This is a genomic window from Faecalimonas umbilicata, assembly GCF_004346095.1.
GTDB classification, from domain to species: Bacteria; Bacillota; Clostridia; order Lachnospirales; family Lachnospiraceae; genus Faecalimonas; species Faecalimonas umbilicata.
In genome coordinates this window covers 39,208-66,021 of record NZ_SLZV01000014.1, presented here as the reverse complement: position 1 = coordinate 66,021, position 26,814 = coordinate 39,208, and the positions used below count along the sequence as shown (strand labels likewise).

21 protein-coding genes and 1 tRNA gene are annotated in these 26,814 nt (G+C 43.1%); 1 reads left to right on the top strand and 21 read right to left on the bottom strand.

Annotated elements, in window-relative coordinates:
• Positions 1 to 4 precede the first annotated feature (4 nt).
• The 7 genes from EDD74_RS07870 to murB form a co-directional block, all read right to left on the bottom strand.
• Positions 5 to 76, bottom strand: a tRNA-Glu gene (locus tag EDD74_RS07870).
• 211 nt (positions 77 to 287) lie between these two features.
• A complete protein-coding gene (locus EDD74_RS07865; RefSeq protein ID WP_008976693.1) occupies positions 288 to 1,667 on the bottom strand; it encodes a sodium-dependent transporter in 1,380 nt (459 codons plus the stop codon).
• Complete coding sequence (locus EDD74_RS07860) at positions 1,667 to 2,620, bottom strand: diacylglycerol/lipid kinase family protein (protein ID WP_008976694.1); 954 nt, start codon at positions 2,618 to 2,620, stop codon at positions 1,667 to 1,669. The genes EDD74_RS07865 and EDD74_RS07860 overlap by 1 nt, the downstream gene beginning before the upstream one ends.
• Before the next feature lie 69 nt (positions 2,621 to 2,689).
• On the bottom strand, positions 2,690 to 2,947 hold the full coding sequence (locus EDD74_RS07855; protein ID WP_008976695.1) for an HPr family phosphocarrier protein: 258 nt from the start codon (positions 2,945 to 2,947) through the stop codon (positions 2,690 to 2,692).
• Entirely contained in the window at positions 2,940 to 3,902 is a 963-nt protein-coding gene (gene whiA, locus EDD74_RS07850; protein WP_035103098.1) for a DNA-binding protein WhiA, read from the bottom strand. Before whiA ends, EDD74_RS07855 begins: the two co-directional genes overlap by 8 nt.
• A 9-nt stretch (positions 3,903 to 3,911) precedes the next feature.
• Positions 3,912 to 4,790, bottom strand: coding sequence for an RNase adapter RapZ (rapZ, locus tag EDD74_RS07845; RefSeq protein WP_008976697.1), 879 nt, complete (start codon positions 4,788 to 4,790; stop codon positions 3,912 to 3,914).
• Between the two features lies 1 nt (position 4,791).
• A complete protein-coding gene (murB, locus tag EDD74_RS07840) occupies positions 4,792 to 5,703 on the bottom strand; it encodes a UDP-N-acetylmuramate dehydrogenase (protein WP_116441437.1) in 912 nt (303 codons plus the stop codon).
• A 190-nt stretch (positions 5,704 to 5,893) separates the two neighbouring features.
• Here murB and EDD74_RS07835 point away from each other — a divergent pair, with 190 nt between their 5' ends.
• A complete protein-coding gene (locus EDD74_RS07835; RefSeq protein ID WP_008976699.1) occupies positions 5,894 to 7,192 on the top strand; it encodes an HlyC/CorC family transporter in 1,299 nt (432 codons plus the stop codon).
• A gap of 72 nt (positions 7,193 to 7,264) precedes the next feature.
• On the opposite strand, the gene EDD74_RS07830 is transcribed toward EDD74_RS07835, so the two are convergent.
• The 14 genes from EDD74_RS07830 to rpoB all read right to left on the bottom strand — a co-directional run bounded on the left by EDD74_RS07830 (position 7,265) and on the right by rpoB (position 26,719).
• Entirely contained in the window at positions 7,265 to 8,005 is a 741-nt protein-coding gene (locus EDD74_RS07830) for a sigma-70 domain-containing protein (RefSeq protein WP_116441438.1), read from the bottom strand.
• A gap of 97 nt (positions 8,006 to 8,102) precedes the next feature.
• Positions 8,103 to 8,897 carry an N-acetylmuramoyl-L-alanine amidase gene (locus tag EDD74_RS07825; protein ID WP_009263098.1) on the bottom strand — a complete coding sequence of 265 codons (795 nt, stop codon included), beginning with the start codon at positions 8,895 to 8,897 and terminating at the stop codon, positions 8,103 to 8,105.
• Between the two features lie 62 nt (positions 8,898 to 8,959).
• The gene (locus tag EDD74_RS07820) at positions 8,960 to 10,576 is read right to left on the bottom strand and encodes a putative polysaccharide biosynthesis protein (RefSeq protein ID WP_116441439.1); all 1,617 of its coding nucleotides are present in this window, start codon (positions 10,574 to 10,576) and stop codon (positions 8,960 to 8,962) included.
• Between the two features lie 163 nt (positions 10,577 to 10,739).
• On the bottom strand, positions 10,740 to 11,372 hold the full coding sequence (locus EDD74_RS07815) for an HAD family hydrolase (protein WP_016441010.1): 633 nt from the start codon (positions 11,370 to 11,372) through the stop codon (positions 10,740 to 10,742).
• Positions 11,363 to 11,866, bottom strand: coding sequence for a methylated-DNA--[protein]-cysteine S-methyltransferase (locus EDD74_RS07810; protein ID WP_116441440.1), 504 nt, complete (start codon positions 11,864 to 11,866; stop codon positions 11,363 to 11,365). The genes EDD74_RS07815 and EDD74_RS07810 overlap by 10 nt, the downstream gene beginning before the upstream one ends.
• 123 nt (positions 11,867 to 11,989) lie before the next feature.
• Complete coding sequence (gene tuf / locus EDD74_RS07805; RefSeq protein WP_008976705.1) at positions 11,990 to 13,183, bottom strand: elongation factor Tu; 1,194 nt, start codon at positions 13,181 to 13,183, stop codon at positions 11,990 to 11,992.
• 202 nt (positions 13,184 to 13,385) lie between these two features.
• A complete protein-coding gene (gene fusA / locus EDD74_RS07800) occupies positions 13,386 to 15,503 on the bottom strand; it encodes an elongation factor G (protein WP_016441028.1) in 2,118 nt (705 codons plus the stop codon).
• 14 nt (positions 15,504 to 15,517) lie between these two features.
• A complete protein-coding gene (gene rpsG, locus EDD74_RS07795) occupies positions 15,518 to 15,988 on the bottom strand; it encodes a 30S ribosomal protein S7 (protein WP_009263104.1) in 471 nt (156 codons plus the stop codon).
• Between the two features lie 180 nt (positions 15,989 to 16,168).
• A complete protein-coding gene (rpsL, locus tag EDD74_RS07790; RefSeq protein ID WP_009263105.1) occupies positions 16,169 to 16,591 on the bottom strand; it encodes a 30S ribosomal protein S12 in 423 nt (140 codons plus the stop codon).
• Positions 16,592 to 16,805: 214 nt separating this feature from the next.
• Entirely contained in the window at positions 16,806 to 17,732 is a 927-nt protein-coding gene (locus EDD74_RS07785) for an AEC family transporter (protein ID WP_008976709.1), read from the bottom strand.
• Between the two features lies 1 nt (position 17,733).
• The gene (locus EDD74_RS07780; RefSeq protein WP_008976710.1) at positions 17,734 to 18,810 is read right to left on the bottom strand and encodes a M24 family metallopeptidase; all 1,077 of its coding nucleotides are present in this window, start codon (positions 18,808 to 18,810) and stop codon (positions 17,734 to 17,736) included.
• 169 nt (positions 18,811 to 18,979) lie between these two features.
• A complete protein-coding gene (locus tag EDD74_RS07775) occupies positions 18,980 to 19,081 on the bottom strand; it encodes a FeoB-associated Cys-rich membrane protein (protein WP_009263107.1) in 102 nt (33 codons plus the stop codon).
• Positions 19,082 to 19,177: 96 nt separating this feature from the next.
• Positions 19,178 to 22,852: a DNA-directed RNA polymerase subunit beta' gene (gene rpoC, locus EDD74_RS07770; protein ID WP_008976711.1), complete on the bottom strand. Its 3,675-nt coding sequence runs from the start codon at positions 22,850 to 22,852 to the stop codon at positions 19,178 to 19,180.
• Positions 22,853 to 22,870: 18 nt separating this feature from the next.
• Positions 22,871 to 26,719 carry a DNA-directed RNA polymerase subunit beta gene (gene rpoB, locus EDD74_RS07765; RefSeq protein WP_008976712.1) on the bottom strand — a complete coding sequence of 1,283 codons (3,849 nt, stop codon included), beginning with the start codon at positions 26,717 to 26,719 and terminating at the stop codon, positions 22,871 to 22,873.
• Positions 26,720 to 26,814 lie beyond the last annotated feature (95 nt).

Genomic DNA, 26,814 nt, shown 5'->3' with positions numbered 1-26,814 from the left:
AAAGTGACTCCAAGGGGAATCGAACCCCTGATTCCAGCGTGAGAGGCTAGCGTCTTAACCGCTTGACCATGGAGCCATTTGTTTGGTACCTGTATAGTATAGAACACTTTTTAGGATTATGCAAGTCTTTTTTTCAATTTTTTTCAAATTTTTTAAACTTTTTTGTTTTTCTATTTTTTGCTTCTATACTCGAACAATTCTTATCTATCGCCCAAACCTTCCCTTTATAGATTTCAACAGCAGAAACCAGGCGCTTTTCGCCCCTCGGCTTCTGCTGCTGATTTTTCCTACATTCCTCCGGCAAACATGGACATATATCCCTGCACAAAGATAAACAAGATTACCGCCGGAAGAACAAATGTAAGGTACAACTTCATCGGACGGCCACCCGGGAATTTGATTCCGGTTCCGGTATTGGCTTCTTTCAGGAAATGATCCCATCCCCACCCATATTTTGTCACACAGAATAACAGATAGATCAAAGATCCGAGTGGAAGTAGGTTGTTGCTGACAAGGAAATCCTCAAAATCCATAATATTCTTTCCAAGGATCTGTATTCCAGACCAATCTGTCAGACCAAGTACACACGGAAGTCCTAACAGGATCAAAAGCGCACCATTTATGAGCAGAGATTTCTGTAAGGACCACCCCCACATTTCTCTTGCAAATGTGATAATGTTCTGGAACACTGCGATAATCGTAGAAAATGCCGCAAATGTCATGAACAGGAAGAACAGACTTCCCCACACTCTTCCGCCTGCCATCTCGTTAAATACGTTCGGCAATGTGACAAATACAAGTCCCGGACCTTCTCCTGGATTGATTCCAAATGCAAAACATGCTGGAAAAATAATCAGGCCAGAAACAATCGCCACTGTTGTGTCAAGTAAACCAACGCTGATGGCCTCTCCAGTCAGTGCTCGTTCTTTCCCGATATAGCTTCCGAAAATTGACAGTGCCCCGATTCCAATGCTCAGTGTAAAAAATGCCTGTCCCATGGCTGCAAAAATCACAGTACCGATCCCTGCCTCTTTCATCTTACCGAAGTCCGGTACAAGATAAAAACGGAGACCGTCCATTGCGTTTGGAAGTGTTAGTGACTTCACCGCCAACACCGCCATAATTACAAACAGCGTAGACATCATGATCTTTGTGATTCCCTCCACGCCTTTCTGAAGTCCAAGCGAACACACACACAATCCTGCTATTGAAATTAATAACATCCAGAAGATCATCGCATTTCGATCAGATGTAAATGTAGCAAATACCTGCTCAACTTCCTTTGGCTTCAGTCCTGTAAATTCTCCTTTGAGCATCTTGAAGAAATACGCAAGCATCCATCCACCGATGGTTGTATAAAACATCATCAACAAATAATTACCTGCCATTCCAAAATAACGGTAGCAATGCCATTTTGTCCCTTTTGGCTCTAATTTATTGAAGGAAGTAGCAATACTTCTCTGGCTCGCCCTCCCTACTGAAAACTCTGCAACAACAATCGGCAGACCAAGTATAAATAAGAAAAACAAATATACAAGTACAAATGCTCCCCCTCCATATTTTCCCGTAATATATGGAAATCTCCATACATTACCAAGACCGATTGCACAACCGGCTGAAATCAATACAAACCCCAACCGGGATGAAAATTTTTCTCTCTTTTCCATTAATCCTCTTCAATTCCTTCCTCTAATTGTAACGTATCTGGTTCCTTCATCAGAGATTTGACTTTATCGATAGGCACCATAATCTTCAATTTCTGTCTTTGGTTCTCAATCATCACTTCATCATGTTCCCCTCCGAACTCACCATCCAGTGTCCACGGAATCTCTTCCAGAGACTCCAGTTTCAAGCTGTTTGCCTTAAATGTATACATATGTTTTGTATCAATCTGTTCGATCAGAATCGCTGCGATGATCTCCTGCAATGCTAACGGATTCTTTGGCGTCTTAATCAGAGTCACTTCAAACTCTCCGTCATCAAATACAATACTCTTTCCAACCATATTTCGGAATCCGCCGATCGACCTAGAATTTGTTACCATCCCGAAGATAAATTCATCTTCGATCACCTGATCATCATGCGTCACTTTAATCCGGTAAGACGGCACATTATAAAGGCGCTTCATTCCTTCCAGCACATATGCAAGATGTCCGAGAACATTTTTCACTTCCTGCTTTGTCTGATAGGAAACATCTGTAAAAAGCCCGAATGCTGCGATATACACAAAAAAATCGTGGTTAAATTTCCCGATATCACACGGAAAGACAATTCCATTCACTGCCGTATCTGCAGCCTTTAACATATCTTTTGGAATATGTAAACTTCTGGCAAAATCATTCGTCGTACCAGTCGGGATATAACCGATTGGAATCTGTTCTTTTCTCTTCATCATCCCGGTTACGACTTCATCAAGCGTGCCATCTCCACCGCTGCACACAACTAAGTCATATTCTTCCTTAAAGTGACGCACTTTGTGATATCCATCCCGGTACTTCTGTGTCGGATAAACGGTCACTTCGTATCCTGCTTTCACAAAAATATCAAGTACATCTGACAGTTTTGGCTTGATCAATCCCTTCCCTGCGTTCGGATTATAAATAAATAATAATTTCTTCATCGCGTTCTCCTTTCTACTATTTTTATAGGATAAAAAAGAGCATATCACATGCTCTTTTTCCTACCTCTTTTACTTTACATTATTTAAAAACAATTCAATACCCTGAGCTGCCTTTTCTTCGTCCTCACCTTCAGTAACTACTGTCAGCTCTTCTCCGCTGTGAACGTTCAGGCTCATCATTCCCATAATGCTTTTGGCATTAATTCTTTTTTCCTTGATCTCAATATAGATTTGGCTTGCATATTGACTTGCTTCCTGAACAAGCAGCGCAATTGGTCTTGCCTCTAATCCATTGTCAAGTTGAATTGTTACTGGTTTCCTAATCATTGTGTACCTCCTTGTTCGCTCTTACCTTCTCAGCGATCTCACTTAACTTTCTTAGCCGATGATTCACACCCGACTTCCCGACCGGCGGTGTCAGTGCGTCACCTAGTTCCTTCAATGTTGCTTCCGGATAGGCGATTCTCGCAAGAGCAACCTCTCTTAATCCGTCTGCTAATTTTTCAAAACCGATCTCATCTCTGATATATACAATATCTTCCAGCTGTTTGACTGCTGCGGAAACGGTTTTATTAATATTGGCAGTTTCACAATTTACCTTTCTATTCACGGTGTTTCTCATATCTTTTAAAATACGAATATTTTCAAACTCCATCAGTGCAACATGTGCCTCCATGATATTTAGCATATCTGAAATCTGATCTGCCTCCTTGAGGTAGACAACATAGGATTTCTTCCTAAGCACAATCTTGGCACTCATATGCAGACTGTTCATAATATACTGTAATTGCTTCGCCTTGTCTTCAGTCGCACATACCACTTCAAAGTGGTAAGATTTGTAAGGATCACTGATCGAACCTGATGCAAGGAACACTCCCCTCAGAAATGCTCTCCGACAGCATAGCTGACGAATCACCACATTCTTTACAATAGAAAGTTCCTCTCTAATTTCACCCGTATCATCCAATAACTTCACTGCCTGAAGCACTCTCACTGCCTCTTCGTGCCTTGCAATAATAACGGAATAAAAAACACTTCCTTTTTTAAGGTTCTTTCGAATAGAAGTTTCAGTACATATATTAAATGTTTTTTTGATTAATGTAAAGTACTTTCTTGCAACAGTTATATTTTCTGTGTGTACCGTCACCCGGTATCTATCCGAACTGGAGATGGAAATTCTCCCGCAGATACTTATGATCGCCGCAAGTTCTGCAATTTGACAATGCCTTGCACTGCTCATATGCGTGGACAGTTCTTCTTTTACTTTTGCTGAAAATGACATTTTTTCCATTTATTTTACTTTTCCCTGTGAATCTCTTTCAATATCCCGGTGCTCTACCTTTACTCCATATCTGTCATCCTGCTTCAAAAACTGATACAGTTCATTTGCCAGTGTAACAGACCGGTGCTTTCCCCCGGTACATCCAATTGCAATGACAAGCTGATTCTTTCCCTCTATAATGTAGTTTGGAATCAGAAAGGTGACCATATCTTTTAACTTCTCTAAAAATTCCTGTGCTTTTGGTTCCTTCATCACATACTCACTGACCGGACTGTCATTTCCACTCATCGGCCGGAGCTCCTCTATATAATATGGATTCGGAAGAAAACGCACATTGAATACCAGATCTGCATCATTAGGAATTCCATACTTAAATCCGAACGACAATACTGTAATATACAGATTTTTAAATTCTTTATTCTCTACAAAAATTTTGTTGAGTTCACCCTTTAGTTCCCTTGTCAGCATTTTACTTGTATCTACAATATATGTTGCTTTGGATTTTAAAAACTTTAATTTCTCACGTTCCAGTTCGATCCCCTTATCCAGCCGCTCATTTCCTGCGATCGGATGAGTCCGCCTTGTCTCCTGATATCGCTTGATCAGCACATCATCCCCTGCCTCAAGAAACAACACTTCATAAGCAAATCCAGTGTCATCAATCTTCTTTAACACTTCTTCTAATTCTGTAAAATTCCGCTCATCCCGAATGTCAATCCCAAGAGCCAGCTTATCAATCTCTGAATTGGCCCCACTCAAAAGACTTGCCAGAGCCGGAATCACAGGAATCGGAAGATTATCTACACAAAAATATCCAACATCTTCCAGCATCTTCAATGCAGTGCTCTTTCCCGCACCGGACATTCCCGTAACGATCACAAATCTCATCTTAAAATTCTCCTAACATCTTTACTTCCGGTTCCAGTGTCACCCCGGAATTTGCCTTTACGCGCTCCGATACCTGACGGATCAGTTCCCGTACTTCCGCCGCTGTCGCATTATCCTTATTGATCACAAACCCACAGTGCTTTTCTGATACCTGTGCGCCTCCTACTTGAAATCCTCGTAACCCTGCTTCCTCAATCAGCTTTCCGACAAAATATCCTTCCGGACGTTTGAAGGTGCTGCCTGCACTTGGATATTCCAACGGCTGCTTTGTCGTGCGCTTCTCTTTGAGTTCATTCATTTTTTCCCGGATTTTTTCTTTCTCCCCATGTGCAAGATGGATTACCGCTTCCAGTACAATATACTGATTTTTCGCAACCTTGCTTGTGCGATATCCCATATCCAGTTCCTCTCTCGGAATCGTGAGCAGTTCTCCTTCCTTTGTCAGAACTGTCACCTGCTCCAGTACATCTTTCATCTCACCGCCGTATGCTCCGGCATTCATCACTGCGGCTCCTCCGATTGTTCCCGGAATTCCGGAAGCAAACTCAAATCCAGCCAGCGACTCTCCTGCTGCCTTTGCTGCAATTGCCGATAAAAGCGCGCCTGCCTGCGCTGTCACAAATTCTCCTTTTACAGAAATCTCACTCATGGATTTGTAAATCTGTATGATAACCCCTCGGTAGCCCTGATCGCTAACAAGAAGATTACTTCCATTTCCTAAAATATAATATGGTATTCCTGCCTCTTTGCATAAGAGAATAATCTTCTGTACTTCTTCTGCACTCTCCGGTGATACAAAGTAATCCGCTGCTCCTCCGACACGGAACGTCACATGGTTTTTCAACGGTTCGTCGGTCAGCACATTTTTTTCTTCAGTCAGCTGTATCAATGCGTCATAAAATTCTTTCTTCATGCTCTATCTCCTGCTTCTATCTATATGCATCATTCATTCTGTTCCTATTCATCCTGTCTCGAAGTATTCCTCCGGGCAGTATCTTTATCATACTATAAAGCCCCCGCAAATTCAATGTACACTTGCAAAATCTCCCGAAATACGGTATATTAGAAGCAAAATGTAAAGCAAAAAAGGAGTGAACTTATCATTGGACTCGAGTGTCGTCATACAATTAATTATTTTAGCCGTACTGATTCTTTTATCAGCATTATTTTCATCGGCAGAGACCTCTTTGACAACCTCTAACAAACTAAAAATTCAATCACTGGCAGACCAGGGAAGCAAGCGCGCCCGCATTCTTCTAAAGATTTCAGAAGATTCTGGTAAAATGCTGAGTGCGATCTTGATCGGGAATAACCTCGTGAACAATGCGGCAACCGCGCTCACGACGTCTCTGATCATTCAGCTATTCGGAAATTCTGCGGTCGGTATTGCGACCGGTGTGATCACTTTATTGATCTTGATCTTCGGAGAAATTTCTCCAAAGACACTGGCAACGATCCATTCTGAAAAGATGGCGCTGCTCTATGCACCGCTGATCCATTTTCTGATGAAGATTTTTACCCCGGTCATTTTTATTGTGAACAAGCTCTCTATGGGAGTTCTGTTTCTTCTGCGTGTCAATCCGGATCAGAAGGTCAACACAATGACCGAACACGAACTTCGGACTATCGTGGATGTCAGCCATGAGGACGGCGTGATTGAATCAGAAGAAAAAGAAATGATCTACAATGTATTTGATATGGGAGATGCCAAAGCAAAAGATATTATGGTGCCTCGTGTCCATGTGACGTTCGCTGATATCAACAGCACTTACGATGAACTGATCGAGATTTTCCGTGAGGACAAGTTTACAAGACTTCCAATCTACGAAGAGACCACTGACAATGTCGTCGGTACAATCAATATGAAGGATCTTCTGTTATACAATTACAATGACAAGAAGGAATTTCATGTCAGAGATATTTTAAGAGAAGCTTATTTTACTTACGAGTATAAGAGCATCTCTGAATTGCTCGTAGAAATGCGACAGGCTTCGATCAATATCGCCATCGTCCTCGATGAATATGGAGAAACTGCCGGACTGATTACCCTCGAAGACTTACTCGAAGAGATTGTTGGCGAGATTCATGACGAGTACGATGAGAACGAAGAGGAGTTTGTCCGTCAGATCAATGACCGGGAATATATCATTGAAGGTTCCATGAATCTTGACGATCTCAACGACAGTCTCGGATTAAATCTTTCCTCTGAAGACTACGATTCCCTCGGTGGATTCATCATCGAACATCTTGACCGTCTTCCTGAACAGGGGGATGAATTGACGACAGATGACGGAATCCGGCTCGTCGTGGAGGCACTCCAGAAGAATCGTGTAGAAAGTGTTCATTTATATATTCCGGAAGGATTCTACGATCGGAAAGAAGAAGACTCTTTCGACTTTTAATCTAACAAAAATGTTGCTGCAATATGGTATCTTACCATTTTACAGCAACATTTTTATTTTCTATGCTTTCACCTATTGTTCTCCCAGATTGAGAATATCATTGATCTCTTCTTCCGGCATATCCAGAAAGGCAGATACTTCTTCTATCGTTACATCTCTTCCTGTTTCCTCTTTCAGTTTCTTGATATTATCATCTAAATCTGTATACTTCTCTAAAAGCGTATGGTCTCTTCGCTTCACTTCTGTCTGCTCCTCGATCAGCATCTGCATTCCCGCGCGTACTTCCTCCATAATCTTCCTATGCGCTTCCTCCACGGATTCCAATTCGTCCAGTGCAAGCATCAGGCTTACATTTCCCTCCTGGATCAGATCTCCGAGAAATACTTCTTTGTGATACATCTCTTTCGCTGCTTCCACAACTTTCTCCAAATACAGCTCGATCAGTCTTCCCCTTGCAAGTGCATCTCCTTCTATCGATGCTGCAAATAACTTTTGTCGCTCGCCAGCTTCCTCTGCCTTTATTGTTTTGATTTCTTCCATATAGCGTGCGAGATAACGCTTTTCTTCCTCTGTATAGTGCTCCTCTGCCTGTTCTTCTGTCTTCTCAGTAACAGTTCCTCCCTGTTTTACATAGCCTTTGACTGCTACTTTCTGCGACAGCAGATAGTCACAGACCAACTCCATCTGTTCTCTGGAAAGTCCGTCCTCTGCAAAATATTCTTCTACTTCTCTTACCGAAAGTACATTCTGCGCTCCCTGAGCCTTCTGAAGAATTCCTCCTAGTTTCTCACGAAATTCTAATCTATCACTCATACTTTTATCCTCTTTTCTGCTTTGTATATTTCCCTATTCTACCTATTTTCCCTGCTTTTGTAAAGCATTATGCTCTATTGCCATGTAGTTTCACTGCTTAATGGATCACAATCGTTGGATATCCTGCCCATTTTAACCGCTGTTCCATCTGCGCTGCCTCCTGCAAGGTCGGATAACTTCCGACCACTACACGGTAAAACCCATTAGAGTCTTCAATTCTTGCGGGATATTCCTGCTCCTGAAGCTCTCTTAACAAGTTATTTGCATATACCTGATTCCGGAATGCTCCGACCTGGACACGGTATCTTCCTCCTGCTCCTCCGGCAGTTCCACCACTTCCCGGCACGGTTCCGCCACTGCTGCTCTCCAAGGTATCAAGAATACCTGACGCGATCGCCTCTGCAATATCCTGAAAATTATCATCAAACAGCTGATTATCTGTGTCTGAATTGATGAACCCAACTTCCACAAGAACTGCCGGCATTTTTGTTCTGCGCAACACGATCAGATTCGGTCTTGCCTTGACCCCGAGATTCACAAATCCAATCGATTCCAGCTGCTCATTGATATTCTGTGCCATCTCATACTTAATCCCAGATTTGTCATAGACAAGTGACTCTACCCCTGATACTGCGTTGGCAGTCGGATAGGAATTCCGGTGAATGGACACAAAAAAATTTACTCCGGCTTTGTTCGCCTCCATTGCCTTCTCATACGGCGACTCATACACATCTGTTGTCCTTGTATACTCTACGTCTAATCCGTTATTCTGTAAAATCTGCCCGATCGCTAACGTAAGCTTCAGTGTATCATCCTTCTCCTGTCTACCGTTATATACTGCTCCCGGGTCACGTCCACCGTGCCCGGCATCTAACATAATTGAATATGGCATGTTTCTACTCCCGATAAATTTCTTTATCATTATTCTATGCAGAACATCTCACTTTGTTTCATCTACCGCCTCTCTCTTGCCCGTTCCCTTTTGTATCTTTGCTCCATACGCCGCCTTTTCTCCACAGCTTTCAGCTTAGTCATGATCGTTGTATAAAAACTCAGATAAATCATTCCTCCGATGGCAATGGCAAACAAAAGACTGATCAGATTAGATCCGGTAACAAGCTCCAAAAGATAATAAATCCCACCTGCTGCCACTCCCATCGGAATAGATGCCAGAAGCGGACAGAGATAGGCAGTTCCCCATGGGTTTTTATAATGAATGTACTTCTTCATTGAAATATCATTTAAAATACAGATAACAATTGAATAGACAATCGTTGCCACCAGCACTGCATAAATCCCAAGTGAAGTCAGTTGAAGAAGCGCAACAAGCAGCCCGACATTGATGACCAATGCGATCGCCGCATTCCACATCGGCAGATTTGCCTTGCCGATTCCCTGCAGAACACCATTCGATACATTTGAATTTGTATTAAAAATAATCGTTACTGCGCCGATGAGCAGCAAAGTGCCGGCGGTTCCATTCGTATTCGGAAACAACAGCCTTGTGATCGGATAAGCCAATACTGCAAGCCCTACAGCCGCCGGAATTGAAATAAACATCGATAACTGAGTTGCCTCATCGATCTTCCTTCTGGCAGCCTTTCTCCTATGCTGTGCATACAGTGCAGACACCTCCGGAATCATCGACGTAGGCGCCGCTCCAGCAAGCGTCAGAGGAATATTGATGATCGTAAGAAAATAGACTGAATACTCACCATAGAGTGTACTCACCACCTCCGAATTTACCCCTTGCCTGCCTGCCAGTTCTGAATACATGACACCGTTTATATAACCGTTGATATTATAGATGAACGAACTGAAAATAATCGGTGTTACAATCAGAAATAAAACACGGAAAATCTCTCGATAACTATCTTCCTTCCCAGTCTGATCTGCTCTCACATGCCGTGCGATCTGTTTTCGGTTGACCTCATAGGCAGCTGCCATAAAAAGCAACGCGATCAATACGCCGGCTCCGGTTCCAACGGTTCCTCCTGCTGCCCCCCATTTTGCAATTCCTTCTTTTGTTCCATCGGAAAAGAAATGGATAAAAAGCCATGCCGCCCCAATGCTGACTGCTGCATTGAGGATCTGCTCAATAATCTGGGAGAAAGAAGTCGGAAGCATGTTGCTATGCGCCTGAAAATATCCACGGTATACCCCAAGGATCCCTGATAAGAAAATCGTCGGCGCTAATACCTGAAGTGCAAGAGTCGCTCCCGGCTGATTACTTGGAATCATGTATTTTGCTCCAAACAGACAAAACAGCGCACTTGCACCACTTAAGATCATTGTATAGATCAGCGCACCTCTGAAGAACTTCTGTGCATTCTTATATTCCTTAAATGCCAGCCGTTCCGCAATCACTTTCGATACTGCCTGAGGAATGCTGAAAGATGCGATCATCAGCAAAATCAGATACGCATTCTGTGCAAGCCCATAATAACCAATCCCAATTTCTCCAACAATCTCCGACAGCGGGCTTTTATACAGTAACCCGATCACTTTTGAAATTAATGCCGCAATCATCAAAAAAGAGGCATTTCTCAATAAATTATTCTTTTGTGTCATCCATTTGCTCCTATCTCTCCTAATACAGAAAAAGTGTCATACTCCTTTTAGTATAACACTTTTTTACCGAAAAGCCTCTATATTTTTCTCATATCATATCCTGTTTTGCAAAAGTCATTTTCTTATATCCCTGATCCTTTTGCAAAAAGTATATAAACTGCTCTTAAAAGATCTCAAGAAGTTCCTGAAACTGCCCTATTTCTGCCTCAGCATCCGGCGCCTCACCGAACCCGTATCCCGCAAATATCATCGGTACCTTGGCAATCTCACACGCTTCATAGTCCCCGAGCGTATCTCCGACATAGACCGGAAAATCTAGTCCATTTCTATCTGCAACGCTTCTGATATTCTCTCCCTTTGGACGTTTTGTGTTCCCAAAGCATTCCATATCTGTCACAAACTTGCCAAGCCCTGTTTTCTCTAAGAATAACTCAATGTAACCGCTCTGACAGTTGCTGACAATAAACAGAGGATACCTCTCCGCCAATGTTTGCATAACTTCTATTACCTGTGGATAAGTAATGTCCTCTTCACTGGCAGCCAGCGCCTCGTGCTCATATCGACAGCATCGCTCCAGGATACGCTCCCTCTGTTCTTCTGTAGCCTCGGGAAGAATATTTCTCGCAATCACATCCATCGTCTTCCCGAATAATCCCTTCAAAATCTCTCCAGTTAAATGAACGTCTGTGATCCCCTCTTCTATGATCGCCTGATTCCATGCACCTGCCACGATCTCTGTCGAATCCCACAGCGTACCGTCCACATCAAAAATAATCCCATCTGCTCTCATTTCCATCTCTCGTTTCTTCTCCCTTCCCGTTCCAGTAAATATCGCTTCACATCATCCCCACATCCAAATCCAGATATATCTCCATTCTTATGGATCACACGGTGGCATGGAACAAGGAGCAAAATCGGATTTCGATTATTTGCCTGTCCGACTGCGCGGACTGCTTTCGGATTTCCTATACCTGCTGCAATCTCTGCATAACTCCTCGTTTCCCCATATGGGATTTTGCGTAACTCTTCCCATACTCGCTTCTGAAACGCTGTCCCTTCTGCCTTGATTGGAATTGTAAAATTCCTTCGCTCTCCCGTGAAATATTCCTGAATCTGGCAGTACGTTTCATATAGAACATCCGAATGCAGATGATAGCGATGTTCGGATTGCTTCTCCGATAACAAAATAACATTTTCCGTTTCTAAAAAAAGATTTGTCAGATATCCATCTGCTTCTGAAATTGTCAGGATACCGATTGGACTTTGAAATGTGTAAGACTGTTTTAACATTTTGTAGTTATCCCTTTTCTCTCTTACTTAAAATACAAAAATATTTTATCATACAAACTGGCAACCTGTCATGCAAAAAGGGACTGCCTTACGGCAATCCCTCAAAATTTATTCATCTTTTAATTATTCGATGATTGTAGCAACTCTTCCTGATCCTACTGTACGTCCACCTTCACGGATAGCGAAACGTAAACCTTGTTCCATAGCTACTGGATGGATCAGTTCGATAGACATTTCTACGTTATCTCCAGGCATGCACATTTCTGTACCTTCTGGTAAGTGGCAAACACCTGTTACGTCAGTTGTTCTGAAGTAGAACTGTGGTCTGTAGTTGTTGAAGAATGGTGTGTGACGTCCACCTTCGTCTTTTGTTAATACGTAAACCTGAGCTGTGAATTTTGTGTGACATGTAACACTACCTGGTTTAACAAGAACCTGTCCTCTTTCGATTTCTGTTCTCTGAACACCACGAAGTAATGCACCGATGTTGTCACCAGCCTGAGCTTCGTCAAGAAGTTTACGGAACATCTCGATACCTGTTACAACAACTTTACGTGTTTCTTCTTTGATACCAACGATTTCAACTTCGTCAGATACGTGAAGTGTACCACGCTCAACTCTACCAGTTGCAACTGTACCACGTCCTGTGATAGAGAATACGTCCTCTACTGGCATTAAGAATGGTTTGTCTGTTGCACGTTCTGGATCTGGGATGTAGCTGTCAACAGCTGCCATAAGTTCCATGATCTTGTCTCCCCATTCTCCGTTTGGATCTTCAAGAGCTTTAAGAGCAGATCCCTGGATGATTGGAGTGTCATCTCCTGGGAATTCGTATTCGTCTAATAATTCACGAATTTCCATTTCAACTAATTCTAATAACTCTTCATCGTCTACCATGTCACATTTGTTCATGAATACTACGATGTAAGGAACACCTACCTGACGAGAAAGTAAGATGTGCTCTCTTGTCTGAGCCATAACACCATCTGTTGCAGCAACAACAAGGATAGCACCGTCCATCTGAGCAGCACCTGTGATCATGTTCTTAACGTAGTCAGCATGACCTGGGCAGTCAACGTGAGCGTAGTGACGGTTCTCTGTCTCGTACTCAACGTGTGATGTAGAGATTGTGATACCACGTTCTCTTTCTTCTGGAGCTTTATCGATGTTCTCGAAATCTGTTGCTGTGTTACCTTCTACTCTTGCTGCAAGAGTTTTTGTGATAGCAGCTGTTAAAGTTGTTTTACCATGGTCAACGTGTCCGATTGTACCAATGTTAGCATGTGGTTTGCTTCTTTCAAATTTAGCTTTAGCCATTTTGAATAATCCTCCTTATTATATGTCTTCTTAACGAAGACAATTCTATTAGTTTCAGTTTAACTCGACTACTTCGATTATATTTCAAATCGCATTGTTTTTCAAGCCTTTTTCTGATTTTTTTATATCAAACAACCGAATCTGCCCAAGAAAATCTCAGAAGCCATATCCGGTTGTCAGATACGATATATTTTACGGTTGATTAAGCGTTTTTGTTAGATAACACTTTCTCCTGTACGTTCTTCGGAACTGGCTCATACTTCTCAAAGAACATTGAGTAGTTACCACGTCCCTGTGTCTTAGAACGTAAGTCTGTAGAGTAACCAAACATCTCAGATAATGGAACATATGCACGAACAATCTTACCACCGCCGAGGTCGTCCATACCTTCGATACGTCCACGACGAGAGTTGATGTCACCGATAACATCTCCCATGTATTCTTCTGGCATTGTTACTTCTACCTTCATGATTGGTTCAAGTAAAACTGGTGCAGCTTTTGCCATAGCTTCTTTGAAAGCTAAAGATCCGGCAATGTGGAATGCCATTTCACTTGAATCGACTTCATGGTAAGAACCATCATATACAGTAGCTTTGATACCTACTACCGGGAATCCGCCAAGTGTACCAGACTTCATAGCTTCCTCGATACCTTCTCCAACCTTCGGGATGTATTCTTTCGGAATTGCACCACCGACAACTGTTGACTCGAAGAAGAATGTCTCTTCACCGTTGACGTCTGTTGGTTCAAATTTAACTTTACAGTGTCCGTACTGTCCACGTCCACCTGACTGTTTTGCATATTTGCTGTCTACATCAACTGCTTTTGTAAAGGATTCTTTGTAAGCAACCTGTGGTGCACCTACGTTTGCTTCTACTTTGAATTCACGAAGAAGTCTGTCTACGATGATTTCAAGGTGAAGCTCACCCATACCAGCGATGATTGTCTGACCAGTTTCCTGATCTGTATGAGCACGGAATGTCGGGTCTTCTTCTGCAAGTTTTGCTAAAGATTCACCTAATTTACCCTGAGAAGCTTTTGTCTTTGGTTCAATCGCTAACTCGATAACCGGCTCTGGGAATTCCATAGACTCAAGGATTACCGGGTGCTGCTCGTCACAGATTGTATCTCCAGTTGTAGAGAACTTAAATCCGATCGCTGCTGCGATATCTCCTGAGTATACTTTGTCAAGCTCTTCTCTCTTATTTGCATGCATCTGTAAGATACGTCCAACACGTTCTTTCTTACCTTTTGTTGCATTTAATACGTAAGAACCTGAGTTCATTGTTCCAGAGTAAACTCTGAAGTATGCTAACTTACCTACGAATGGGTCAGTCATAATCTTGAATACTAATGCTGAGAACGGTCCTTCATCAGATGATTCTCTTACAACATCGTTTCCGTCTTCATCAATACCCTGGATAGCAGGTACGTCAAGTGGTGAAGGCATGAATTCGATAACTGCATCAAGAAGTTTCTGAACACCTTTGTTTCTGTAAGCAGTACCACAGCATACCGGAACAGCATCACAGTTACATGTTCCTTTTCTTAAAGCTGCTTTTAATGCTTCTGTTGAAGGTTCTTCTCCTTCCAGGTATTCCATCATTAAGTCATCATCTAATTCACAGATTTTCTCAACTAATTCTGTACGGTAAAGCTCTGCGTCTTCTTTCATATCTTCCGGGATATCTGTGATGGAAATATCATCACCTTTATCATCGTTGTAGATATATGCTTTCATTTCAAATAAGTCGATGATTCCTTTGAATTCATCTTCTTTTCCGATTGGAAGCTGGATACAGATTGCGTTTTTACCTAATCTTGTTTTGATCTGTTCTACTGCTCCGTAGAAGTTTGCACCTAAGATGTCCATCTTGTTGATGAATGCCATTCTTGGTACGTTGTATGTGTCAGCCTGACGCCATACGTTTTCTGACTGAGGCTCTACTCCACCTTTTGCACAGAATACACCAACTGCACCGTCAAGTACACGGAGTGAACGCTCAACCTCTACTGTAAAGTCAACGTGTCCCGGAGTATCAATGATGTTGATACGGTGCTCTAACGCACCAGCTTTTGGCTTGCAGTTTTCCTGCAGTGTCCAGTGACATGTTGTAGCAGCTGAAGTGATTGTGATACCTCTTTCCTGCTCCTGAGCCATCCAGTCCATAGTAGCAGTACCTTCGTGAGTATCACCGATTTTGTGGTTAACACCAGTATAGTAAAGAATACGCTCAGTTGTTGTTGTTTTACCAGCATCAATATGAGCCATAATACCGATGTTTCTAGTTCTATCTAATGGATATTCTCTTCCAGCCAAGACTTTTTCCTCCCTTAGAATCTGTAATGAGCAAATGCTTTGTTAGCCTCTGCCATCTTGTGCATGTCTTCTTTCTTCTTCACTGATGCACCTGTGTTGTTAGCTGCATCTAAAAGTTCGTTTGCCAGTCTTTCTTCCATTGTCTTCTCTCCTCTTTTACGAGAATACAATGTGATCCAACGAAGTGCTAAAGCCTGTCTTCTGTCTGCTCTTACTTCGATCGGTACCTGATATGTTGCTCCACCAATACGTCTTGCTTTTACTTCAAGCACTGGCATAATGTTGTTCATTGCTTCTTCGAATACTTCAATCGCTGGTTTCTCAGCTTTTGCTTCGATTCTTTCAAATGCTCCGTATACAATCTTCTGAGCTACACCTTTCTTACCATCTAACATGATGTTGTTGATAAGCTTTGTAACCACTTTGTTATTGTATAATGGATCCGCTAATACGTCTCTTTTTTGAGTATGTCCTTTACGTGGCACGGTCCTTCCCTCCTTAATCATTGTTTTGAAATGTTCAAAATTACTTAATTAATTCATCGGTACTCACATGTGTCTTTCTAATGATAATGTGTTCGTGCGGGACTTACTATCTCTATCGATATAACCCGCAACCTACTGGAATCATAGTTCTGTTTGTGATACGATTTTTGTTACTGATTCTTATTTCTTTGCGTCTTTCGGTCTCTTAGCACCGTATTTAGAACGCGCCTGTCTTCTCTTAGCAACACCTGCTGTATCAAGTGTTCCTCTGACGATGTGGTATCTTGTACCTGGTAAGTCTTTTACTCTACCACCACGGATCAGAACAACGCTGTGTTCCTGAAGGTTGTGTCCTTCTCCTGGGATATAGCTTGTTACTTCGATACCGTTAGAAAGACGAACTCTGGCAATCTTTCTAAGAGCTGAGTTAGGCTTCTTAGGTGTAGCTGTTTTAACTGCTGTACACACACCTCTTTTCTGTGGTGCAGATGTGTCAGTTGCTTTCTTTTTTAAAGAGTTGTAACCTTTCTGAAGAGCTGGAGCTGTAGATTTCTTTACAGATGTCTGACGTCCTTTTCTTACTAACTGATTAAATGTTGGCATTCCTTTCACCTCCTATGATATTTCCTGTTCTTCTTTTCGCGAAGAACTCCTGGTTGCTGAGCTTTTATTCACTCTTTTTGTGCATAAAAAATATACATATTCCTATGCACGCTCTATTAGTCTATTACGATTTTCCCCAAATGTCAAGCACCCAGACAAAAAAAGCAAAAAAAAGTCGCAATCCTGCAAACTTTTTTCTGCTTTCCCTGCTTTTCTATAAAAACATGCACCAGATCGGCAACGTCACGAGCGACAGAAGCGTAGATACAAACAGCATTCCCGCAGCGCACTGTTCATCCCCGCCATGTTTTCCTGACAGAAGTACTGCTGTAATCGGTGTCGGCATCGCTGCAATGATCACTGTGATTCCCCGAAGAAGCGGATCGATCGGAAGTAGTGCCGTCAATCCAAACACAATCCCTGGCACAACAATCAGCCGGACAAATGTGTAAAAGGCAACGGACTTGGTCAAAAGTCCCTTCGGATTCATTTCGGCAAGCATCATCCCTACCAGCATCATACTGAGCGGTGTATTACAGCTGCTGATCCCCGAAATAGTATTTTCCAGAAAGGTCGGAAGGCTGATTCCGCTCCCCATCAGAATTGCCCCGGTATACACCGCCACAATGCAGGGATTGGTCATCACTTTTCGAAACAGGCTGCGTTTCCCTGCTTTTTCTTCCTGCCCGCTTCCTTTCATAAACACAGACATTCCAATCGTCCACATCACGATCCGGACAGGGATCATAAAAATAGATGCATAAAAAAGTCCGCTGCTTCCGTAAATCCCCTCAATAATTGGATTTCCTAGGAAACCGCCGTTTGACACGATCGTCCCATACCGAAGTGTCTTCTGCCTGTAATGTGGTTCTTTTCGGTAGCATACAAAACTCGTCACAATACTGACTACATTATATCCAATTGACAGGAATAATACGATCGCGCAGGAAACCATCATCCCCCAATCCCATTCCATAAAAAATGAATGAATAATATTAAACGGAAGTGTGACAAAAAGACAGAGGTCTACCATGTTCTTCCGCCCCTCTGTGCCCACAATCCCCTTTTTTCGGATGCAGAAACCAATGATCACAAGAAGAAAGATCATCAGCTGCATATTCAACATATTTTTTACTACCATCTTAGATAATTCTCAATGCTTTATCTGCTCGATTCAGCACTTCGCACCCTTCTTCTGTCACAAGAACAAGATCTTCGATACGGACTCCCACTTTCCCTTCAAGGTAAATGCCCGGCTCGATGGAGAAGATCATTCCCGGCTTCAACACGTTTTCATTCACAGAAGAAACATCCCCCGCCTCATGCACTTCTTGTCCGATGCAGTGTCCTGTGCGGTGTGTAAAATATGGTCCATAGCCTTTCTCTGTAATGTAATCTCGGGCTGCTTTGTCCACATCACAGAAACGCGCACCTGGTTTTACTGCCGCAATCGCCCTCAGATTTGCCTGAAGCACGGTATCATACACTTCTCTTGCCTGCTCAGAAGCCTCACCGATAAAGACGGTTCTCGTCATATCAGAGCAATATCCATCCTTCTTACAGCCAATATCAAGCACAACCGAATCTCCTGTTTTGCCGACACTGACCGTATCTGTCATATGATGTGGATCTGCCGCATTTGCCCCATAAGCACAGATTGGCTCAAAAGAATATCCTTCTGCACCCAGTTCTAGATATATCTTCTGCAATTCTTCTGCCAACTCTTGTTCTGTCATCCCCTGATTCACAAGCGGTATCAGTCGCTCCACTGCCATATCATTCAGTCTGGAAGCTTCTTTCATTTTACAAATCTCATCTGCATCTTTGATCTGCCGAATATCGTCCAGTACAAAAGAAGCATTGACAAACGCACTTCCTGCTTCCAGCTCCATCAGACGAAGTAAAAATTTTGCCGGCCAAATCTTGTCCACTCCTACTTTTTTCTCTTTTTCCACATATCGTGCAAGGATTTCCACACTGTCCTCCACATCATCAAAATAGATGACATCCACTCCAACTTCTCCTTCCTGTGGGAAAAGTTTAGATAGGATCAGCTTGTGATCTCCATTCTGGTTCAGATACAGTACTAGCATCCTCTCTCCCGGCAGGATCATTCTTCCTGTCAGATAGTAGATCGATGCAGGATCTGCAACAATCATTTGTTCCAGTCCTGCGTCTTTCATCGCATTCAATACACGGTTCAGCTTATCTTGAAACATTTTTCTTCCTCCTGCTATCTCTTAATTTATGTCTGGCTGGTTTCCCTTTCACTAATAAATTCTCCCAGCAGAACCCTCTATTTTTTATTATATTCTCTTCTTCTTTCTACTGTCAATTCTGATCTTTTCTGTCCGTCGGACAAGTTCCGGCACAACCGCTGCAACCGCCTCATCCACATCCACTTTGTCCATTTCTTTTCTTTCGAAACTGCTGTCTGATAATCAAAACAACCAGCACAGCAACTCCAATTCCTATGATCCAGTCAACCATACATGTCTCCTTCTTCAAACCTCTTATGTAATATCCAGCAGAACGTCTTCCGCGTAGCAAAAGAGGGCAAGACTTTTTCAGCCTCACCCTCCTCTTTTATTCTTCTATCGAATTAAATAAATCCTCGACCAATACATCTTGTGCTTCCAGCTCTGCTACACTTTCCTCAGATAATGTAAATGTCTCAAAGTCTTCTAAAGAAATCTCATCTTCCATTGCCATATCTGTATCCAGTTTTACATCACGGTATTTTCTCATACCTGTTCCTGCTGGAATGAGTTTACCGATCAATACGTTTTCTTTCACACCGATCAGATGGTCCACTTTACCTTTGATTGCCGCCTCTGTCAGGACTTTTGTTGTCTCCTGGAAGGAAGCTGCTGATAAGAAGGAATCTGTTGCAAGAGAAGCTTTTGTAATACCAAGCATTACCTGAACACCTGTTGCAGGCTCTTTTCCTTCTGCGATCATCTTCTCGTTCACATCGTCAAATTCAAGTACATTTACCATTGTTCCTGGTAAGAATTCTGTATCACCCTTTTCCTCGATGCGGATCTTCTTCAGCATCTGACGTACAATGACCTCGATATGCTTATCGTTGATTTCTACACCTTGGAGACGGTATACGCGCTGTACCTCCTGGATCATGTAATCTTGTACTGCACGGAGTCCTTTGATCTTCAGAATATCGTGTGGGTTCACACTACCTTCTGTCAGCTCATCACCTGCTCCTAACACTGCTCCATCCTGCACTTTGATTCTGGAACCGTAAGGGATCAGATATGCTTTGGATTCTCCTGTCTCGTTGTTTGTCACAATGATCTCACGTTTCTTCTTAGTATCATGGATGGTTGCAACTCCACCAAATTCTGTGATGATTGCAAGACCCTTCGGCTTTCTTGCCTCAAAAAGCTCCTCGACACGAGGAAGACCCTGTGTGATATCGTCACCGGCAACACCACCGGTATGGAATGTACGCATCGTAAGCTGTGTACCCGGCTCACCGATTGACTGAGCGGCAATGATACCGACTGCTTCTCCAACCTGTACCGGTTCTCCCGTTGCCATATTTGCACCGTAGCATTTTGCACAGATTCCGATGTGTGACTTACAAGAAAGAATCGTACGGATCTTCACTTCTGTAATCTCTCCGCCCTGTGCATTCACACCGTATTTCATGATGTTCTCTGCACGTTTCGGTGTGATCATATGATTTGCTTTTACAAGCACATTTCCATCTTTGTCACAGATAGTCTCGCAGGAATAACGTCCTGTGATACGTTCCTGTAAGCTTTCAATAACTTCGTTTCCATCCATGAATGCTCTTACATACATACCTGGAATCTCAGCACCTTTTTCCACACAGTCTACTTCACGGATAACAAGTTCCTGTGATACGTCAACAAGACGTCTTGTCAGGTATCCAGAGTCGGCTGTACGAAGCGCTGTATCAGAAAGTCCTTTACGAGCTCCATGGGCAGACATGAAGTACTCCAATACGTCAAGACCTTCACGGAAGTTTGACTTGATTGGGAGCTCGATCGTACGACCTGTTGTATCTGCCATCAATCCACGCATACCTGCAAGCTGTTTGATCTGCTTGTCAGAACCACGGGCTCCGGAATCTGCCATCATGAAGATGTTATTGTATTTATCAAGTCCTGATAACAGTGCCTCTGTCAGCTTATCATCAGTCTCTTTCCATGTCTCTACAACTTCTTTGTAACGTTCTTCTTCTGTGATCAGACCACGCTTGAAGTTCTTTGTGATTCTATCCACAGTATCCTGTGCATTCTGAATCATCTCCGGCTTCTGCGGAGGCACTGTCATATCAGAAATCGAAACAGTCATGGCTGCTCTTGTAGAGTACTTATATCCTGTCGCCTTGATTAAGTCTAATACTTCGGCTGTCTTTGTTGCACCGTGTGTATTGATTACTTTTTCAAGAATCTGCTTATTCTGTTTCTTTCCTACATGGAAGTCTACTTCCAGAAGCAGTTCATTTCCCGGAATGCTTCTATCTACAAATCCAAGATCCTGTGGGATGATCTCGTTAAAGATAAATCTTCCCAGTGTAGATTCTACATTTCCAGTCTTCACTTCACCGTTTGGCATTGTCTTTGTAACACGCACTTTAATCTTAGAGTGAAGCGTGATCACGCCATTTTCATACGCGAGGATTGCCTCATTTAAGTTCTTAAAGTACTTTCCTTCTCCCTTTGCTCCCGGTCTTTCCTGTGTCAGGTAATAGATACCAAGTACCATATCCTGGGACGGAACTGCTACCGGACCACCGTCTGAAGGTTTCAGAAGGTTATTTGGAGATAAGAGTAAGAAGCGGCATTCTGCCTGTGCTTCTACAGACAACGGAAGGTGCACAGCCATCTGGTCACCATCGAAGTCAGCGTTGAACGCTGTACATACAAGCGGATGAAGCTTGATCGCCTTACCTTCTACAAGAATCGGCTCAAATGCCTGGATACCAAGTCTGTGAAGAGTAGGGGCGCGGTTTAACATAACCGGATGCTCTTTGATCACGTCTTCTAAGACATCCCATACTTCCGGCTGTAATCTCTCAACCATTTTTTTTGCGTTTTTAATATTGTGAGCGGTACCGTTTGCTACAAGCTCTTTCATTACGAACGGCTTGAACAACTCGATCGCCATCTCTTTTGGAAGACCACACTGATAAATCTTCAGTTCCGGTCCTACAACGATAACGGAACGTCCAGAGTAGTCAACACGTTTTCCGAGCAGGTTCTGACGGAAACGTCCGGATTTACCTTTCAGCATATCGGAAAGTGATTTTAACGGTCTGTTTCCTGGTCCTGTTACCGGACGTCCGCGGCGTCCGTTATCAATCAGGGCGTCTACTGCTTCTTGAAGCATTCTCTTTTCATTGCGGACGATAATGTCAGGCGCACCTAACTCTAACAGTCTTCTCAGACGGTTGTTTCTGTTGATGATTCTTCTGTAAAGATCATTTAAGTCAGAAGTAGCAAAACGTCCACCATCAAGCTGTACCATCGGACGTAAATCCGGCGGAATAACCGGGATCACAGTCATGATCATCCATTCCGGTTTGTTTCCGGAATCACGGAACGCCTCTACAACTTCCAGACGCTTCACGATTCTTGCACGCTTCTGTCCAGTTGCTCCTTCTAATCCTGCCTGAAGCTCTACATATTCTTTCTCAAGATCGATTGCCTGAAGCAATTCCTGAATTGCTTCTGCTCCCATTCCGACACGGAAATTATTTCCCCATGCCTCTCTTGCATCCTGGTATTCCTGCTCAGATAACACCTGTTTGTACTGTAAGTTTGTCTCTCCCTTATCCAGTACGATATAGGAAGCAAAATACAATACTTTCTCAAGTGTTCTCGGAGAAAGATCAAGGATCAGTCCCATACGGCTCGGAATTCCTTTAAAATACCAGATGTGAGACACCGGAGCGGCAAGGTCAATATGACCCATACGCTCACGGCGGACACTCGCCTTTGTTACCTCTACACCACAGCGGTCGCAGACAACGCCTTTGTAGCGGATTTTTTTGTATTTTCCACAGTGGCATTCCCAGTCTTTGCTTGGTCCGAAAATTCTTTCGCAGAACAGACCGTCACGCTCTGGTTTTAATGTTCTATAGTTAATTGTCTCAGGTTTTGTAACTTCTCCCCTTGACCACTCTAAAATCTTCTCAGGTGATGCCAATCCAATTTTAATTGCATCAAACGTCATTGGCTGATATGATGTTTCATTATTTGTGGCTGTCATTTGTGGCACTCCCTTCTTCTATTCTTCGTCAAGAATTGCTTCAAAATCGATGTCATCAGTTGCATCAAAATCCGTCAGATCCTCCTCGATGTCCACAAGTTCTTCTCCGTCAAACTCCTGTTTGCTGAACCCGTGTTCCCCGTAAGATTCTTCTTCTGAATTATATCTTCTGTCTCCTTCGATGATTGAATGTAAATCCGTCTCACCGTAATCGATCGTCTCCATGATCTCTACTTCTGTCTGGTCTTCTCTGAGTACTCTGACATCAAGTCCAAGTGACTGAAGTTCTTTTAAGAGTACTTTAAAGGATTCCGGAATTCCTGGTTCTGGGATGTTATCTCCCTTGATGATCGCCTCGTATGTCTTCACACGACCGACAACGTCATCTGATTTTACAGTTAAGATTTCCTGAAGTGTGTAAGATGCACCGTATGCCTCCAGTGCCCAAACTTCCATCTCACCGAATCTCTGTCCACCGAACTGTGCCTTACCACCTAATGGCTGCTGTGTTACCAGTGAGTAAGGACCAGTAGAACGTGCATGGATCTTATCGTCTACCAAGTGATGCAGCTTCAGATAGTGCATGTGTCCGATCGTAACCGGGCTGTCAAAATATTCTCCGGTTCTACCGTCGCGGAGACGAACTTTACCGTCTCTTGAGAGCGGAACACCTTTCCAGAGTTTTCTGTGTTCTCTGTTGTCTGACAGATACTGCATAACTTCCGGCAGCAACTCTTCTTTATGTTTCTGTTCAAATTCTTCCCACTCAAGATTTACATAATCATTTGCAAGATCCAGAGTGTCCATAATATCATTTTCGTTTGCACCGTCGAATACCGGCGTTGCAATGTTAAATCCTAATGCTTTCGCAGCAAGACTTAAGTGGATCTCAAGTACCTGTCCGATGTTCATACGTGAAGGCACACCAAGTGGGTTCAGCACGATGTCAAGCGGACGTCCGTTTGGAAGGAACGGCATATCTTCTACTGGAAGTACACGGGAAACAACACCCTTGTTACCATGACGTCCGGCCATTTTATCACCGACAGAGATTTTTCTCTTCTGTGCAATGTAAATGCGGACTGCCTGGTTCACTCCAGGAGATAACTCGTCACCATTTTCTCTTGTAAATACTTTTGCATCTACTACGATACCGTATTCTCCGTGAGGCACTTTCAGGGAAGTATCTCTTACTTCTCTCGCCTTTTCCCCGAAGATCGCACGGAGCAGTCTCTCTTCCGCTGTCAGTTCTGTCTCTCCCTTCGGAGTTACTTTTCCAACAAGAATATCTCCTGCGCGCACTTCTGCACCGATGCGGATGATACCTCTCTCATCAAGATCCTTGAGTGCATCATCTCCAACACCCGGGATGTCGCGTGTGATTTCTTCCGGCCCTAACTTCGTATCACGAGCTTCTGCCTCGTATTCTTCGATATGTACAGATGTGTAAACATCATCCTGTACAAGTCTTTCACTCAGAAGTACAGCATCCTCGTAGTTGTATCCTTCCCATGTCATGAAACCGATCAGTGGGTTCTTACCAAGAGCCATCTCTCCGTTTGATGTAGATGGTCCATCTGCGATTACCTGACCTGCTTCTACTTTTTCTCCTTTGACTACGATCGGTCTCTGATTGTAGCAGTTACTCTGGTTACTGCGAAGGAATTTTGTCAATTTATATGTTTTCTTTGTTCCGTCTTCATGTCTGATCGTAATCTCTTTTGATGTAGAGCGCTCCACAGTTCCTGCCTGCTCTGCAACAACACATACACCAGAATCGACAGCGGCTTTCACTTCCATACCTGTTCCGACTACCGGCGCTTCTGTTGTAAGAAGCGGCACTGCCTGACGCTGCATGTTGGATCCCATCAGCGCACGGTTGGCATCATCGTTTTCCAGGAAAGGAATAAGTGCTGTCGCTACTGAGAACACCATCTTCGGAGAAACGTCCATGTAATCGAACATCTTTCTCTCGTACTCCTGTGTCTCTTCACGGTAACGACCGGAAACATTTTTGTGAAGGAAATGTCCTTCTTCATCCAAAGGCTCATTCGCCTGTGCTACATGGTAGTTATCTTCTTCATCTGCTGTCATGTAGATAACTTCTTCTGTGACAACCGGGTTCGCCGGATCTGTCTTATCAATCTTACGATACGGAGCCTCGATAAATCCATATTCGTTAATTCTCGCATAGGTTGCAAGAGAGTTGATCAAACCGATGTTCGGACCTTCAGGAGTCTCGATCGGACACATTCTTCCATAATGAGAATAGTGAACGTCACGCACCTCGAATCCGGCTCTGTCTCGTGACAGACCACCTGGTCCAAGTGCAGAGAGACGTCTCTTATGTGTCAGCTCACCAAGCGGGTTGTTCTGATCCATGAACTGTGAAAGCTGTGAAGAACCGAAGAATTCTTTCACTGCTGCCGTTACAGGCTTGATATTGATCAGAGACTGTGGAGAAATACCATCCAGATCCTGTGTAGTCATTCTCTCACGAACAACTCTCTCCAGTCTGGAAAGACCGATTCTGTACTGGTTCTGTAACAGTTCTCCAACCGCACGGATACGTCTGTTTCCTAAGTGGTCGATATCATCGTCTGTTCCAAGTCCATACTCTAAGTGAATATTGTAGTTAATGGAAGCAAGAATATCTTCCTTTGTAATATGTTTCGGAATCAACTCATTGATGTTCTTGCGGATTGCATCTTTGAGTTCTTCTACATCTCCTGCAGTCTCTTCCAGAAGGCCTGCCAGTACCGGATAGAAGACTGCCTCTGTCACTCCAACTTCCTTTGGATCGATATCTACGATCGCCTTTAAATCTACCATCATATTGGAAAGAACTTTGATCTTACGTTCTTCTCCCTGTACCCATACATATGGAACTGCTGCATTCTGGATTGCTTCTGCAAGTTCCCTTGTGATGAGCTGTCCTTCCTCTACAAGCACTTCACCTGTCAGAGGGCTTACAACTGTCTCTGCCGCTTTCTGTCCAGAAATACGGTTCTTCAGTGCAAGTTTTTTATTGAATTTATAACGTCCAACCTTTGCAAGGTCATAGCGTCTCGCGTCAAAGAACATGCTTGTGATAAGGCTCTCTGCACTGTCTACTGCAAGAGGTTCACCCGGACGGATCTTCTTATATAATTCCAGAAGACCTTCCTGATAATTCTCAGCCGTATCTTTTCCAAAGCTTGCAAGAATCTTCGGCTCTTCTCCGAATAATTCAATAATTTCTGCATTCGTACCAAATCCAAGTGCACGAATCAGCACTGTGATCGGTACCTTTCTTGTTCTGTCTACACGAACATAAAAAACGTCATTGGAGTCTGTCTCATACTCCAGCCATGCCCCACGGTTAGGGATAACTGTTGATGAAAATAATTCTTTCCCGATTTTGTCATGGGCAATCGCATAATAAATTCCAGGGGAACGAACTAACTGGCTTACGATAACACGCTCAGCACCATTGATTACAAAAGTACCGGTCGCTGTCATGAGCGGCAGATCTCCCATAAAGATTTCATGCTCGTTGATCTCATCTTTTTCCTTATTATAAAGTCTTACTCTGACTTTCAGCGGTGCTGCATAAGTTGCATCACGCTCTTTACATTCCTCGATCGTATACTTCACATCATCTTCGCATAATGTAAAGTCTACAAACTCCAGACTCAAGTGACCGCTGTAATCAGCAATCGGAGAGATATCGCGGAATACTTCTTTTAATCCCTCATCCAGAAACCACTGGTAAGAATCCTTCTGGACTTCGATCAAATTCGGCATCTGCAATACTTCTTTTTGTCTAGAATAGCTCATACGGGAACTTTTTCCATTTGTGATGGGACGAATTCTATTTTTCTCCATTGACGTTTCACTCCTTGTATATTTATTTGGTTGCGTTGTATTTTCCTTGAATATACAATGAAAACAAGCATTTATGAGTGTTTTCATATGCGCAC